The 14395-nt window shown below is 64.0% G+C and carries 16 protein-coding genes; 8 read left to right on the top strand and 8 right to left on the bottom strand.

Annotation, left to right across the window (positions count from 1 at the left end):
• Positions 1-214 precede the first annotated feature (214 nt).
• The gene (locus JQ597_RS07905) at positions 215-1441 is read left to right on the top strand and encodes an MFS transporter (RefSeq protein ID WP_212263647.1); all 1227 of its coding nucleotides are present in this window, start codon (positions 215-217) and stop codon (positions 1439-1441) included.
• A 22-nt stretch (positions 1442-1463) separates the two neighbouring features.
• On the opposite strand, the gene JQ597_RS07900 is transcribed toward JQ597_RS07905, so the two are convergent.
• Both JQ597_RS07900 and JQ597_RS07895 read right to left on the bottom strand, forming a co-directional pair.
• Positions 1464-1928 carry a GNAT family N-acetyltransferase gene (locus JQ597_RS07900; RefSeq protein ID WP_212263646.1) on the bottom strand — a complete coding sequence of 155 codons (465 nt, stop codon included), beginning with the start codon at positions 1926-1928 and terminating at the stop codon, positions 1464-1466.
• 13 nt (positions 1929-1941) lie between these two features.
• On the bottom strand, positions 1942-2769 hold the full coding sequence (locus JQ597_RS07895) for a helix-turn-helix domain-containing protein (protein ID WP_212263645.1): 828 nt from the start codon (positions 2767-2769) through the stop codon (positions 1942-1944).
• 82 nt (positions 2770-2851) lie between these two features.
• Between JQ597_RS07895 and JQ597_RS07890 the strand changes: the two genes are divergently transcribed.
• Together JQ597_RS07890 and JQ597_RS07885 are read left to right on the top strand one after the other, a co-directional pair.
• Positions 2852-3736, top strand: coding sequence for a DMT family transporter (locus tag JQ597_RS07890; RefSeq protein ID WP_249147586.1), 885 nt, complete (start codon positions 2852-2854; stop codon positions 3734-3736).
• A 57-nt stretch (positions 3737-3793) separates the two neighbouring features.
• Positions 3794-4366, top strand: a complete 573-nt coding sequence (locus tag JQ597_RS07885) for a GNAT family N-acetyltransferase (protein ID WP_249147584.1) — start codon at positions 3794-3796, stop codon at positions 4364-4366.
• Here JQ597_RS07885 and JQ597_RS07880 read toward each other — a convergent pair.
• The 5 genes from JQ597_RS07880 to JQ597_RS07860 form a co-directional block, all read right to left on the bottom strand.
• The gene (locus JQ597_RS07880) at positions 4293-4709 is read right to left on the bottom strand and encodes a RidA family protein (RefSeq protein WP_212263644.1); all 417 of its coding nucleotides are present in this window, start codon (positions 4707-4709) and stop codon (positions 4293-4295) included. The two genes, JQ597_RS07885 and JQ597_RS07880, sit on opposite strands and share 74 nt — an antisense overlap.
• A 9-nt stretch (positions 4710-4718) precedes the next feature.
• Positions 4719-5885 (bottom strand): MFS transporter, encoded by a 1167-nt coding sequence (locus JQ597_RS07875; RefSeq protein ID WP_212263643.1) that lies wholly within the window; start codon positions 5883-5885, stop codon positions 4719-4721.
• A gap of 134 nt (positions 5886-6019) precedes the next feature.
• Positions 6020-7189: an MFS transporter gene (locus JQ597_RS07870; protein ID WP_212263772.1), complete on the bottom strand. Its 1170-nt coding sequence runs from the start codon at positions 7187-7189 to the stop codon at positions 6020-6022.
• 52 nt (positions 7190-7241) lie between these two features.
• Positions 7242-8606: an NAD(P)-binding domain-containing protein gene (locus JQ597_RS07865; protein WP_212263642.1), complete on the bottom strand. Its 1365-nt coding sequence runs from the start codon at positions 8604-8606 to the stop codon at positions 7242-7244.
• 49 nt (positions 8607-8655) lie between these two features.
• Positions 8656-8970 (bottom strand): ArsR/SmtB family transcription factor, encoded by a 315-nt coding sequence (locus tag JQ597_RS07860; RefSeq protein WP_212263641.1) that lies wholly within the window; start codon positions 8968-8970, stop codon positions 8656-8658.
• An 813-nt stretch (positions 8971-9783) separates the two neighbouring features.
• On the opposite strand from JQ597_RS07860, the gene JQ597_RS07855 reads away from it, so the two are divergent.
• The 5 genes from JQ597_RS07855 to JQ597_RS07835 are packed head-to-tail and all read left to right on the top strand — an operon-like array spanning position 9784 to position 13084.
• A complete protein-coding gene (locus tag JQ597_RS07855) occupies positions 9784-10149 on the top strand; it encodes an ArsR/SmtB family transcription factor (RefSeq protein ID WP_212263640.1) in 366 nt (121 codons plus the stop codon).
• Positions 10142-10669, top strand: a complete 528-nt coding sequence (locus tag JQ597_RS07850; RefSeq protein WP_212263639.1) for an arsenate reductase ArsC — start codon at positions 10142-10144, stop codon at positions 10667-10669. Before JQ597_RS07855 ends, JQ597_RS07850 begins: the two co-directional genes overlap by 8 nt.
• Entirely contained in the window at positions 10669-11367 is a 699-nt protein-coding gene (locus JQ597_RS07845) for an aquaporin (RefSeq protein ID WP_212263638.1), read from the top strand. The genes JQ597_RS07850 and JQ597_RS07845 overlap by 1 nt, the downstream gene beginning before the upstream one ends.
• Entirely contained in the window at positions 11364-11771 is a 408-nt protein-coding gene (gene arsC, locus JQ597_RS07840) for an arsenate reductase (glutaredoxin) (RefSeq protein ID WP_212263637.1), read from the top strand. Before JQ597_RS07845 ends, arsC begins: the two co-directional genes overlap by 4 nt.
• 50 nt (positions 11772-11821) lie before the next feature.
• Entirely contained in the window at positions 11822-13084 is a 1263-nt protein-coding gene (locus JQ597_RS07835; protein ID WP_212263636.1) for an adenylate/guanylate cyclase domain-containing protein, read from the top strand.
• Here JQ597_RS07835 and JQ597_RS07830 read toward each other — a convergent pair.
• Entirely contained in the window at positions 13081-14295 is a 1215-nt protein-coding gene (locus tag JQ597_RS07830) for a multidrug effflux MFS transporter (protein WP_212263635.1), read from the bottom strand. The two genes, JQ597_RS07835 and JQ597_RS07830, sit on opposite strands and share 4 nt — an antisense overlap.
• Positions 14296-14395: the final 100 nt, after the last annotated feature.

Genomic DNA, 14395 nt, shown 5'->3' with positions numbered 1-14395 from the left:
GGGAGATCGCATGGTCCCCATGCGCCGAATTAACTGCTTGCCGGTTCGGCTGTCAACCCATGCACCCATCCTACGGGCCCGATGCTTGCGGAATTCATTGTCCGGACCTAGCATGCGTCATATCGGGGACAAAGCAGGCTCCCCGTCAGACGGTCCGCCGTCCAAGCTCTGCGCACCGCTCGACGTGTCGAGTTGCGCATGAAGGCATGGATCGATGGCCAGCATTCCCACAGAGTCCAAATCGTCTACCGCAGCCTCGCTGATCACGCTGCTCTATGTCGCGCGGGGCTTGCGCGGATTCGGCGACGGTTTTGCGATCATTATCCTGCCGGCCTACATGACGCTGCTGGGTTACGACGCCATCGCGGTCGGCATCGTCGCCACCGCCTCGCTGCTGGGAACCGCGCTGCTGACCTTGATCGTCGGCTGGATCGCGCCCCGCCATGATTTGCGTCCGCTACTGATGTTCGGCGCGGGCCTGATGGCGGCCACCGGGGTTGCGTTCCCGGGCGTCGAGCACTTCGTCCTGATCGTGCTGGTCGCCTTTATCGGCACCATCAATCCGTCCGGCGGCGACCTCGGCGTGCTGGTGCCGCTCGAACATGCGGTGCTCGCCCACAGCGCGACGGACGCACGCCGCACGCAGATATTTGCCCGCTACAGCCTGATCGGCGCGCTGGCCACCGCGGCGGGATCGTTGGCGGCGTCGTTGCCCGATTTTCTCGTTGCCAGCGGCAGCACCCAGCTCGGCGCGTTCCGCCTGATGTTCTATGCCTACGGCGCGCTCGGTATACTCTGCGCCGCGCTCTATCGTCGTGTCCCGCACACGCGCGGCGAGGAGCGGGCGCCGCAGACGCCGCTCGGGCCTTCGCGCGGCACCGTCTACAAGCTCGCCGCGCTGTTCAGCATCGATGCGTTCGCGGGCGGTTTCGTCGCGCAGTCGTTGCTGGTGCTGTGGCTGTTCGAGCGCTTCGATCTTTCACTGTCTGCGGCGGGATTGTTCTTCTTCTGGTCGAGCACGCTGAGCGCCTTCTCCTATCCGGTCGCCGCCTGGCTCGCCAGGCGAATCGGCCTCGTCAACACCATGGTGTTCACGCACATCCCCTCCAGCGTGTTCCTGATCCTGGCGGCGTTCTCGCCCAATCTTTATCTGGCGCTGGGGCTGTTGTTGCTGCGTTCGGCGCTGTCGCAAATGGACGTGCCGACCCGCACCTCCTATGTGATGGCAGTCGTGACACCCGCAGAGCGGCCCGCCGCCGCCAGCGTCACCGCGGTGCCGCGCAGCCTTGCGTCCGCGATCAGCCCGGCGATCTCGGGCGCGCTGCTGATGACAGCGTTTTCCGGCCTGCCGCTGGTGGTCTGCGGCGCGTTGAAGATCGGCTACGACCTCGCGCTGCTGTTCTCGTTCCGCCACATCAAGCCGCCCGAGGAGTCGTCCTGACGCGGTGGGGAGGCAGCACAAATCATTCCTGACGCACCGGCAACTGCCGGATCTGGAATCCGGTCTTGTTCTGTTCAAAGCCGACGCCAGAATAGAATTTCAGCATCGCCGGGCTTTTCGATCCCGTCAACAGCATGACTTTGTAACAATTGTTTTTCAAGGCCTCGGCGATCGCGTGTTTGAGAACGGCGCCGCCGTGTCCCTGCTTGCGATGGTTTGCGCCGGTGACCACGTTCTCGATCAGCGCATAGGGCAAGCCGCCGCGGGTCAGGTTCGGCACAACGACGAGCGTGCAGGAAGTGATGAGCACGTGCTGCCGGACCCCAACGAAAACGGCGCTTCCCTTGTAGCCCGAGAGCTGCCGCCAGATCGATGTCGCATCCTCGATCGCGAGAGGCGGATCGGAGGGATTCAAGTCGCGATATAATTCCAGCAGCGCCGGAAGATCGGCTTGCTCGACGGCACGAATGAGCAGATCAGCAGACATGGTTCACCCTCGTTCAGTCCCTGCGAAGCGTTGTGCGCGATGCGTTTTCGGCAGCCCAGCCGCGCAGGATGCGGGCGGTGGTGTCATCCAGGGGGAAGAAATTTTCGATGCGAAGTTCCTGCAGCGTAATATCCTGCGGAATGCCCAGCGTGGCGATGGTCGTAAACAGCCGCAGATCGATCCCGTCTTTGCGGAAATGCATGGGAAGCACTGGCGAGATAGCCAGTTCGGCAGGGGGCGCATGGACCGCCGCCTGCACGCCTTCATAAGCGAGCAATCGTTTAAGAAGCGCTGCGGTCTCGGTTGATCCATCAGCGGCAGCGTCGGCTTCCACGCTCCGGATGAAATAGCCGACGACTTCGACCCAGTTCACCAGATGCGGCCGCAGCACGTCCGGGGCAACCAGCGCGTCGGCCAGATTGATCGGCGTGTCCGGCGCCAACGGCCCGACCAGGAATTCGACCAGCCGGACGGTGCCGGAATTGCTTTGCAGCAGATTCCAGTGCCGATCGACCGCGACCGCAGGAAACGGCTCCTGCTGGGCCAGCATGAAATCGAGCGCAGTGCGGATTTGCCCGAGCTCGGGCGCGGCGAGGTTGGTCTGCCGCCACACCGGCGCAAAGCCCGCCGCGATCAGCAGCGAATTATGCTGGCGCAGCGGCACGTCGAGGGCGATCGCAAGCCGTATCACCATGTCCCGGCTCGGCGCTGCGCGGCCCAGTTCAAGGAAACTCAGATGCCGCTGCGAAATCTCGGTGCGCCCGGCGAGTTCGAGTTGCGACAGGCCTCGCTTCCGCCGCCACCAGCGGAGGTTTGCCGCGAAATCCTGCTGGAGCGCCATGAGTACCTGCCAGGTAGTTGCCGAAACCTTGCCGACCGGCAAGATGGCACAAGCAAGCTTGGCAAGACATGGGAGACAGGCATTGGGCGGCGAATGGGTCGGTGTCGCAATTGCATTGGTATCGAGTTCTCTCGGTGGGACCGCGGCGGCGATCACGCGCTATCTCGCCGGCAATACCGATCCGGTCACGATGGCGATCCTGCGCTGGGGCATCGGCTTTTGCTGCGTGTTGCCTGCCGCGCTGCTCCTGAAAGCACGCTGGCCGCAGCGCCGGGATTGGCCTGCCGTCGCCGCACTGGGCTTCTGCTTCTTTGGCGTGTTCTTCGTCCTCTACAACATCGCGATGTCCTATACGACCGCGGCGCGCGCCAGCCTCGCGCTGGCGACGCTGCCGCTGCACACCATGGTGGTCGGCGCGTTGCTCGGCATCGAGCCGCTGACGAAACGGAAATCGGTCGGCGTCGGCATCGCCGTGCTCGGCGTCTTCGCGGCCCTGGCATCGGGGCTCTCGAGCGCGCCGGCGGGCGCCTGGCGCGGCGAACTGATCATGACGGCGGCCGTCTTGTGCATGGCGTTCTACAACGTCTGGTCCCGTCCGTTCATCCAGCGCTCGAGCGCGCTCGGCTTCCTCACGGTCGGCATGGGCACGGGAGCCGCCGCGCTGATCATCGTGGGGTCGTTGACCGGCAGCGCTGCAGTCTTGAGCCAGTTCGGAACGGCGCAATGGATCGCAGGCCTCTATCTCGGGATCGCCGGCGGCGCGCTGGCGTTCATCCTGTGGGTGCTGGCGCTGGAACGGGCGTCACCGACAAGGGTGGCCAACACCATGACCGTCAACCCGCTGGCGGCAGGATTGCTGGCCACGCAGTTGGTCGGGGAGCCGATCACGCCCAACCTTGTGCTCGGGCTGGTCGCGGTGTTCGCCGGCATCTGGATCGCGACGTCGGCGGCGAAGGGGTTACCCTAAGTTGCCAGGCCGGATATCATCCGATGCCGCCGTTCTGAGTTGTAAGGAAGTCGCGCCATGACGATCGAGGTCCGTCAGATTCGCGAGGAAGACATTGAGAGCTTCCATGCAGCCGTCGGTGTGGTGGCCCGCGAGCACAGATATCTGGCGCTTATCGAGGCGCCGCCGATCGAACGCGCAACGGCCTTCGTCCGCCGCAACATCGAAAAGGGATACCCGCAGTTCGTCGCCATCGCCGATCGGGAGGTCATCGGCTGGTGCAACATCCCACCGGCTTCACGCGAGGTGATGGCGCATGTCGGCGATCTCTTTATGGGATTGCTGCCGCAGTGGCGCGGTCAGGGGCTGGGTGAACGTCTGCTGCGGGAATCCCTCGTGGCCGCGGATGCGTTTGGATATCTGCGCATCGAACTCGGCGTGTTTGCGGACAATCCGAGCGCCGCGGCGCTCTACCGCAAGGCCGGGTTCGTCGAGGAAGGGATCAAGGCGTGCGATTTTGATCAATGGTGTCTTCCACGACGAGGTCATCATGGCGCGCTTCAGGGATTGAGGCGACTCACGCCGCGGCGATGGCCTCGATCTCGATCAGGAAATCGGGGCCATAGAGCTTCGACACCTCGACCAGCGTGACCGCGGGCGCGGCCGGCGGCGTGACGGAGGCAAAGAAGCGGTTCCGGGCTTCCCGGTAGCGGCCGAGATTGTCTATGTCGGTGAGGAACACCGTGAGTTTGACCAGGTTGGCGGCCGTGCATCCGCTTGCCCTCAGCGCGATGGTGAGGTTCTCGAACACTTGTTCTGCTTGCGCGGAAAAATCGTTCTTGCCGACCACATTGCCGTCGCGATCGAGCGCGGTTTGGCCGGCGATGAAGATGAGGCGGCCCGGACTGACGTCAACGATCTGCGAATAGCCGGGTGGGGTGCCGAGTTCGGGCGGGTTGATGCGCCGGATCGACGGCGTCGTGTCATCTACCATTGGGAGTCCTCATGATTGTGTCGTCATGGGCGGATGGCTGCGCACCATAAACAGCGCGAGCAGCGCCGCGAGGCTGAGCGCGGAGGAGACGATCAGAACGCGGCTGCCCATAATGTCGATCAAGAGGCTGAACAGCAATGGAGCGGCGGCCTGCGCCATCCGCGCCGGCGCGCCGATGATGCCGAGGCGATAGCCGTAATTCTGGGGGCCGAAGATCGCCAGCGGCAGCGTGCCGCGCGCGATGGTGAGGATGCCGTTGCCGGCGCCGTAGAAGATCGCGAACACGCTGGCCGCCCCGCCACCGGCCAATCCGAGTATCGCCGCGCCGATCGGATTCGTGACACATGCGAGCTTGGTCGAGACCAGCGGATGAAAGCGGCTGAGGAAGCCAGCCTCGAAGATACGCGCCGCCACCTGCGCCGGGCCAAGCAGGGCGCCGGCGAACACCGCCTGCGCGGTGGTGGCGCCGGCCGCTTCCATGATGCGCGGCAGATGCGCGGCCATCGCACCGGTGACGGTCCAGGCGGCGGCGAACACGAAGGCCAGCAGGATCATGGTGCGGTCGATCGCGATGTGCGGCTTGACGGCGTTCGCCACCGCAGCCTTGGCGCCCTTCACCGCCGGCAGCATCAGCAAATTGATCGGCAGGCCGATCAGGATATGCGCCGCCGCCCAGGCAAAGCAGGTGTTGCGCCAGCCGATGGTCTCCAGTCCCCAGGCCGACAGCGGCCATCCGACCGTGGATGCAAAACCCGCGAGCAACGTGATGCCGGTGATCGAGCGCCGCGCTTCATTGCCGTAGATGCGCCCGAGCGCGGCGAACGCCGCATCGTAGAGGCCGCCGGTCATGCCGATGCCAAGCAGTAGCCAGGCGAGAACCATCACCGGAATGGAATAGCTGAACCCAAGCAGCGTCAGTCCGGCCGCGAATATCACATTGGACATCGACAGCACCGGCCGGCCACCGACCAGGTCGATCTGCCGGCCGATGCGCGGGCCAAGCAAAGCCGAGATCACCAGGGCGGCGGAGAAGGCGGCAAATATCCAGTTCGAGGAGACCCCGAGATCGCGTGAGATCGGGTCGGCCAGAATGGCCGGCAGGTAATAGCTCGATGCCCAGGCCAGCGTCTGCGTGGTGCCGAGCGCGATGATGATGGGGAGGGGGCGTGCGCTCATGGCTTATCTTTTTCGTTGCGCCTGCTTGTTGTCGTTGCCGTCGTTCCAGCGTGCCGGAATCAAGTTGTCTATGATAATAGACAACTTGGAGCCTAGGCGCCATGACGTCAGGTGGCAACAGGCTTGTGTCGCACTCATGCCTGAACCGTGGTCCGTCTCGACCAGTAGAGTGCCAATGGCCCAAGCAGAATACCCACCGCGAGCACGGTAAACGCCGCCGTCCAGGCGGAGGCGCTCGACGGTCCACCGGCCGCATCCAGCGCGACGCCAAGGGCCCAGGCGCCCAAAGCCGAAAGGCTGAAGCCGACGGTCGAATGCACGGCCATCGTCGCCCCGCGGTATTTCGGGTCCGCCGCCATCGTCATCCCCGATGTCAGCGCGCCGGAATCGGCAGGCACGGTGATGGCGTAGGCCAGGATCAGCGGCAGCAGCAGCCATGGCGATTTGTCGGCGAACGCGCCGATCAAGAGCGCCACGACGGCCGAACTGAACATCACGGCGGTGATGGCGCGATGGCGGCCGAACCGGATCGCGCATTCATTGCCGAGAATACTTGCGGGCATCGCGAGCACGGAGAACAGCACGCTGACCACGACGGGGGTCAGGATCGAGCCGTCCGAACTCCTCGCCGCCACGAATGTCCAGAACGCCACCAGCCAGGTTCGGATGCCGTAAAGCTCAAAGCAGTGCGCGCCATAGCCGAGAACGAAACCCATCGCGCTGGTGTTGCGGAACACCGGCGCAAAATCCAGCAAACGGCCTTGCGCGGGCTTCGGCGTCACCGGCTGCAGCAGGAAGCACACGGAAAGCATCACCAGTGGGCCCAGCGCCGTCACCAGGAAGGCGGCGCGCCAGCCCCAGGCTTCCGCGACGAGCTGTGAGATGAGGAACGACAGTCCGACGCCGAACGAGAAGCTCGACGTGTAGAACGTGACCGCGCGAGATGAATCGCCCGGCGCAAGCCGATCGGTCAACGCCTTGAGGCCGGGCATGTAAGCGCCCGCAAATCCGATGCCCGCGATGGCGTTGAACAACGCCCCGGACCAGAGGCCGGTGGCAAACAGGCTGAACAGCAATGTACCGAGTGCACTGACCGCCGAGCCCGCGATCAGTATTTTTCGCGCGTCGATCCGGTCGGTCAGCGTCGCCAGCACCGGCACGGTCAACATGTAGCCCGCAGCGCCCGAGCCTGCGAGCAGGCCGGCCTGCGCGCCGCTCAGATGCCATTCCGGAATCAGGAACGCCGCGAGAATGGAAGGCACCACGACATGCGGAAGCAGGCTGCCGAGCTGCCCCACACACATCGCGACGATGACGGATCGGCCGTTTAAGGAAATGCGTTTCACCCCGGTTCGTTCAGGACGCGCAGCCGCATCCCGTTTTGCCTTGTTGCTTGGCATTTGCATCTGCCGCGCAACAGGCGTCAACAGCTGATGGCGCCGGTCCGCCGCAGCACTGGCTTGCGCTGGGCGCGTCCGCGCGACTGCAAACGCCGGTTTCGGGCAGCACCAGTTCGACACGCTCTGCCGCCGCGTGATCGCCGGCAATATCGGCGGCAATCGAACGGACCTGTTCATAGCCCGTCAGCATCAGGAATGTGGGCGCACGACCGTAGGACTTGATGCCGGCGAAATAGAAGCCGGGTTCGGCCTGCGCCAGTTCACGCGCGCCGTGGGGCCGCACGGTGCCGCAGCTATGCTCGTTCGGATCGATCAGCGGCGCCAGCGCCACCGGGCATTCGATAGCCGGATCAAGCTGGATGCGAAGCTCGCGCACGAAATTCAGGTCCGGCCGAAAGCCTGTTGCAACGATCAGCTCGTCGACAACGATTTGACGGCAGCAACTGCCCGCGCCGGTCGCGACGGTGAGGCGAGGGCCCTCCGCCGTGATGTGCGAAACCCGAAACTCGCTCTCAACCCTGATGCGGCCAGCGGCGACCAGCGATGCAAAGGCGGCGCCAAGCTCGCCACGTGCAACCAGCTTGTCGTTCTCGCCGCCGCCAAAGGCCTTGGCGGGATCGTTGCCGCGCAACAGCCAGATCGGACGTGTTTCCGGCACCTCGGCGGCGAGCCGCGCGAGATCGGTCAGCGTACCGATCGCCGAATGACCGGCGCCCAGCACGGCGACGGTCTTGCCGGCGTAGCGCGCGCGATCTCTTCCCAGAATATCGGGCATGCCGTAGGCGATTTTGCTCGCCGCCTGCGCCTCGCCGATGGCGGGGAGGCCATTGGCGCCGGCCGGATTGGGCGAATGCCAGGTGCCTGACGCGTCGATCACAGCGTCAGCCTTGACGACCTTCGGGCCTTGCCCGTTCTGATAGCGAATTTCGAACGGCGCTGACTCGCGTCCTTTGGTCTTGAGCTTGTCAAAACCAGCGCGACTGATGTCGGTGACGCGGCTGGAGGTGTGGATGTGATCGGTGAGGGCGGTTTTGGCCGCGAGCGGTTCAAGGTAGCCCTCCAGCAATTCCGCGCCGGTCGGATAGTGCTGCGGGTCGGGCGAATTCCACCCCGTTGCCGCGAGCAGACGCTCCGCAGCGCGATCGATGTTGTATTCCCACGGCGAGAACAGCTGGACGTGGCTCCATTGCCGGACGGAATGTCCAACGCTGCTGCCTGCTTCCAGCACGATCGGCCGGAGCCCGCGCTCCAGCACATGGGCGGCGGCGGCAAGGCCAACCGGGCCGGCGCCGATGATCGCAACGGACTTTGCCTCGCTCATACTGTTCTCCCATCAAACTAGAAATATCGAAATTACGGGCGGCGCAAATTCACGCCGCGGTCTGCGTATCATTGCTTTCGGAGCCGGTGCAGCATTCGGCCACCAGGAACTCCACCAGCCCTCGCATCACGTCGTAATTGGCGTGGCATACGAGTGTGGTTGCGTCCCGCACCTGGTTGATCAGGCCCACCACCATCAGCGTCTTGATATGATGCGAGAGGGTGGACGGCGCGATCTTCAGCTTGTCCTGCAGCCGGCCGACCGACATTCCGGCGTCGCCGGCGCGAACCAGCGCGCGATAGATTTTGAGCCGGGTCGGATTGCCCAGGGCTTCGAGGTGTGCGGCGGCGTCATCGAGTTTCATGACGGCAGAATGACGCCCGAATCCGGGGTTGTCAACCGTATTTCTAGAATTATGGAAATAGAGAATTCTGCCCGCAATGAACGTCGATAGGGTCGTTCCGCACAAGGCTGTCGTCCTCCGCGAAAGCGGGGGACCCAGTACGCCGGGGCTTCTCGGTTCAATCATTGCCGTCTCTGGGATCCTGGGTCACCCGCATGGGCGGGTGATGACAGCTGAATGTGTGTTCGCGTTCTCGCGACGCATTGCGCCCGAGTTTTGCTGGAAACTTCCCACCCTCAAATGAGAGGGCGCAGGGAATGCCGGATGCGCGCTGCACCCGCGGTCTCGCGTGCGGTTTGCACAAAACAAAGTGCACACGAGCATACAGGGCAGCGGAGAACATCCGACATTCCCTGCGCAATGGCTTTACGGCTTATGCCGTGATCTCCCCGGAGACGAGTTCTTGGTTGACTCCGTCACTGCCGTTTCCGCTTGCGCTTCTCCGACAGCTTGACACCAGCAACGGGTGCCAGGACCACACGGTTTTGCCGTACGCTCGATCCACGCCGTCGTCAGACGTGAACCAAGCGTCCACCGCAACCCGTCCAACGTCCGTGACGACGGCCGACGCCCTTCTGACCAGGACGGGATGGGCAAAGATATGCACCTGATTTGCCATTCTGTAAAAGCGAAATATTTTTTATTTCGGGCTTGACACGACTTCCGTAAATCAGAAGTGATTTGCCCGTCGGGCAGCAGATTATTGTCGGCAAGGCATCGCGGGTACGTCCGCGAGGCTTGACGGGGACAATATATATCCATAAGTCTGGATATATGGAATCAGAACAAGCTATCCTAGCGCTCGCTGCATTGGCCCAGCCGACCCGGCTCGAGGTGTTTCGTCTGCTGGTGAAGCACGAACCGGATGGGCTGGCGGCGGGCGATATCGCCAAGGCGCTGGCGGTGCCGCAAAACACCATGTCGTCGCATCTGGCGATCCTGTCGCGCGCGGGGCTGGTGACGGCCCAGCGCTTCAGCCGCTCGATCGTCTACCGCGCCGATCTCGACGCTTTTCGAGCGGTCATGCTGTTCATGGTCAGGGATTGCTGCGACGGCCGGCCGGAAATCTGCGCGCCGCTGGTCGAAGACCTCACGCCTTGCTGCTCACCGAAATCGAAGAGGAGGAAAGCTCATGTCTGAACGCATGTACAATGTTCTCTTCCTTTGCACCGGAAATACCGCCCGTTCGATCCTGGCCGAGGCGATTCTGCGGAAGGATGGCCATCGCCACTTCCGCGCCTTCTCCGCGGGGAGCCAGCCGAAGGGAACGGTGAATCCGTTCGCGATCAGGGTCCTGAATAGCCTCGATTATCCGACCGGCGATTTGCGCTCCACGAGTTGGGAAGAGTTCGCGCGCCCAGGTGCTCCCGCGATGGATTTCATTTTTACGGTTTGCGACAACGCTGCAGGGGAGTCCTGCCCGGTGTGGCCCGGCCGGCCGATGACGGCGCATTGGGGTATCGCGGATCCGGCCGAGGTCGTTGGGACTGATATCGAGCGCGAAGCGGCATTCGTCGAGGCATTCCGGTACATGAAGAATCGTATCGCCGCGTTCACGAGCCTGCCGCTGAGCAGCATCGATGCCCTGTCGCTGGGAACGCGGCTGCGCGATATCGGCCGGATCGACGGTGCCACCAACGGCCACGAGAAGGCGAGCTGATGTCCGACTTCGATCTTCCGCGCCGCCTGACCGCCGAGGCCCTCGGCACCGCGATATTGGTCGCGACCGTGGTCGGCTCCGGCATCATGGCGGAAACGCTCACCAAGGACGTTGCGCTGGCGCTGCTCGGCAACACGCTGCCGACCGGTGCGATCCTTGTCGTGCTGATCAGCATTCTCGGGCCGATATCGGGCGCGCATTTCAATCCCGCGGTGTCGCTGGTGTTTGCGCTCCGGCGCGAACTGACGGCACGCGAGGCGCTGTCGTATGTGGCGGTGCAGATCGCCGGCGGCATCGCCGGAACCATCATGGCGCACGCGATGTTCGCCCTGCCGCTGCTGGATGCCTCGCTGAAGGTCCGAACCGGCGGCGCGCAATGGCTGGCCGAAGGCGTGGCCGCGTTCGGCCTGGTTGTCACTATACTCGCCGGCATCCGGTTCAACCGGCCGGCGATTCCCTGGCTGGTCGGGCTCTACATCACGGCGGCCTATTGGTTCACGTCGTCGACGTCGTTTGCCAATCCCGCGGTCGCCATCGCCCGTTCTTTCACCAATACGTTTTCGGGAATTCGTCCGACCGATCTGCCCGGCTTCATCACCGCCGAACTTTTGGGCGCCATCCTTGCGATGATGCTGATGGGCTGGCTGCTGCGCGGGGCAGGCGAGGTGGCTGCAACGACCAGGGAGGCTCATTCATGAGCGTGACGATCTATCACAACCCGTCCTGCGGCACCTCGCGCAATACGCTGGCAATGATCCGCCAGAGCGGCGAAGAGCCTGAGGTGATCGAATACCTGAAGACGCCGCCGAGCCGGGCCCGGCTGGTCGAACTGATCGCCGCCTTGGGCATCTCCGCGCGCGAGTTATTGCGCGAGAAGGGCACGCCCTATGCGGAGCTCGGTCTTGCCGATCCCAATTGGAGCGACGATGAACTGATCGATTTCATGCTCGCCCATCCGATCCTGATCAATCGGCCGATCGTGGTGACACCGAAGGGGGTTCGGCTGTGCCGACCGTCGGAACTGGTGCTCGACCTGCTCGACCGTCCCGTGGACTCCTTCGTGAAGGAAGACGGCGAAGTCGTCGTAGCGGGGAAGACGTAACGGGCTTCGGCAGGCTTCCGTCTGTCACGATTGCGCGGCATAATGGCGGGATGGAACTCACGCCCCGCCTGCGCCTGATGAACTGGATCGCCCACCAGAGCCTGACAGGCCTGCCCGAAAACGATCTGCTCCGTGGCTTTTGCGAGCGCTGCCGCGCCCATGGCCTGGAGCTGTCGCGTTCAATGGTCATCATTGATACGCTGCACCCGGTGTTCGAGGGCCGCGGATTTCGCTGGAGCGATTCCCAAACCAACGAGAGCGACAGTTTTGAATATGGTTCGAGTAGCGAGGGCGGCGCCGTTGCGGAAAACTGGCGGCGCTCGACATTCTACCATTTGCTTGAAACCGGTGGCGACGAACTGCTGATCGATCTGTCCGATTGCGAAGGCCTCGATTTCAACATGATCGAGGACCTGTCCGCCAAGGGGCACAAACATTTTCTCAGCATGGTGCACCGCTTCGGCGAAGCCGGCACCATGGGCCAGATGGACTGCTTTTACTCGACATGGGTGACCCGGCGCGACGAAGGTTTTGGCGAGCAGGGGCTCGCCGCCTTGCGCGAACTGGTGCCGGTGCTCGGGCTTGCGATCAAATCCGCCGCGCAGGCCGACGTCGCGCGGACGCTGGGGCGGGTCTATCTCGGCCGGGACGCGTCCGAGCAGGTGCTGCGTGGCCGCATTGCCCGCGGCGTCACCGAACGCATCAACGCGGTATTGTGGTTTTCGGATCTGCGCGGCTCGACCTCGATCAGCGAGAGCATCGAGCCCGGCCAGATCATTCCGTTCCTGAACGATTATGCGCAGGCTTCGATCGACGCCATCCATGATGCCGGCGGCGAGGTGCTGAAACTGATCGGCGACGGCGTGCTGGCGATGTTCACCCATGAGAACATGGCCGTCGCCAAGCGCACGGCGCTGCGCGCCGAGCATCGTTTCCGGCACAACATGGCCGCGGTCAGCGCCCGCCGCGCCGCCGAAGGCGTGGCGGTGACGACGGCCCATGTCGGCCTGCATGTCGGCGAAGTCTTCTACGGCAATATCGGCAGCGAGGACCGGCTCGACTTCACCGTAGTGGGGCCGGCCGTCAACGAAGTCAGCCGCATCGCCTCGATGTGTCGTTCGGTCGATCGCGAATTGCTGACCTCGGAGGCGTTCAGGACGGGACTGGATGCGGCGGGGCGGAACTATCTGGTTTCCACCGGCCGCTATGCGCTGCGCGGCATCGGCCGCGCGCAGGATCTCTACACGCTGGATCCGGACATTGCGTCGGATGAAGTCGTGGCCGGAAAGTACGAGCGCTATCTCGGCAGTTAGGCCGCTTTGGCGCGCAGCGTATACAGCCCGACCGCGACGAAGGAAAACACCGTCAGCACCACGCCGAGCGCAAACAGCGCCTCACGCGAGATCGTCGCGGCCAGCCAGACGCCGATCGCCGCCGTCATCATCTGCCAGAAGCCGACCAGCGCGGAGGCGGCGCCCGCTTTCTCGCCGAACGGGGAGAGCGCCTGCGCGGTGCCCAAGGGGTTCACGATGCCCATGCCGAGCAGGAACACGCTCATCGCCCCCAGAAATGGCAGGAAGGTCGGGCTATACAGCGACACCAGCAGCATCGCGAAGCTGCCGGCAGCGGCCGCGAACAATCCGCCGCGGATCGAACGGTCGAGCCCGTAGCGCGGCGCCAGCTTTGTCGCCAGCATGCCTGAGGCGAATACGATCAGCACGGTGCCGGCGAAGAACAGGCCCAGCTGGATCGGCGTAAAGTGCATCGCTTCGATCAGCACGCGGGGCGCGGCCGAGAACATCGCGAACAGACCGCCCATGATCAGGCTCACGGTCGCGGCCGGCACTACGAAACGCCGGTCGGTGATCAGGCCAAGATAGTTTTTGGCAATCGCGAGCGGGTCGAGCGGTGTGCGCGTCGCATGATGGGTCTCGCCCAGAACCATGCTGTAGGCGAGCGCGCCGAGCACCGCAAAGGCGGCGACAAGCGCGAATTCGGAACGCCAGCCGAAATAGTGATCGAGCGCGCCGCCGAGCAGCGGCGAGAAGCCGGGTGCGGCGGCCATCGCGATCATGATCAGCGCCATCGCGCGCGCCAGTGCCGCGCCGGAGAACAAGTCGCGGGCGATCGCGCGCGACAGCACGGAAGTGGCGCAGGCGCCGGCGGCCTGGACCACGCGGCCGGCGAGCAGGTTGGGCAGGTCGGTGGCGAGGCCGCACCAGACGCTGCCGGCGAAAAATACGGCAAATCCGATCAGTACCGGCCAGCGGCGGCCGTAGCGGTCCGAAATCGGTCCGACCACCAGCTGGCCGACCGCGAACACCGCGAGAAAGATCGTGATGGCTGATGTGACCGCAGCGCTGGTGACGTGCAGCGACGCTGCCATCTGCGGCAGCGACGGCAGCAGGATATTGGTCGCCAGCGTCCCGGTGGCGGCCAGCGCCGCCAGCACCGCGATCTGCAGCACGGTGGAAGAGGCCTCGGGACGGGGGCTCGCGTCGATCGCTACGGTCTGGTTCGCCATGGAGGGTTCCCGTTTTCTATAAAATGATGAATATCATATAAAACGGGATTGGGAAACGCCGATGGCCATGCTGTTTTGCTTCATCATGGGTTCAGTTTGT

Source organism: Bradyrhizobium sp. AUGA SZCCT0177 (assembly GCF_018130125.1).
Lineage (GTDB): Bacteria > Pseudomonadota > Alphaproteobacteria > Rhizobiales > Xanthobacteraceae > Bradyrhizobium.
This window is presented reverse-complemented; position numbering and strand designations above follow the sequence as displayed.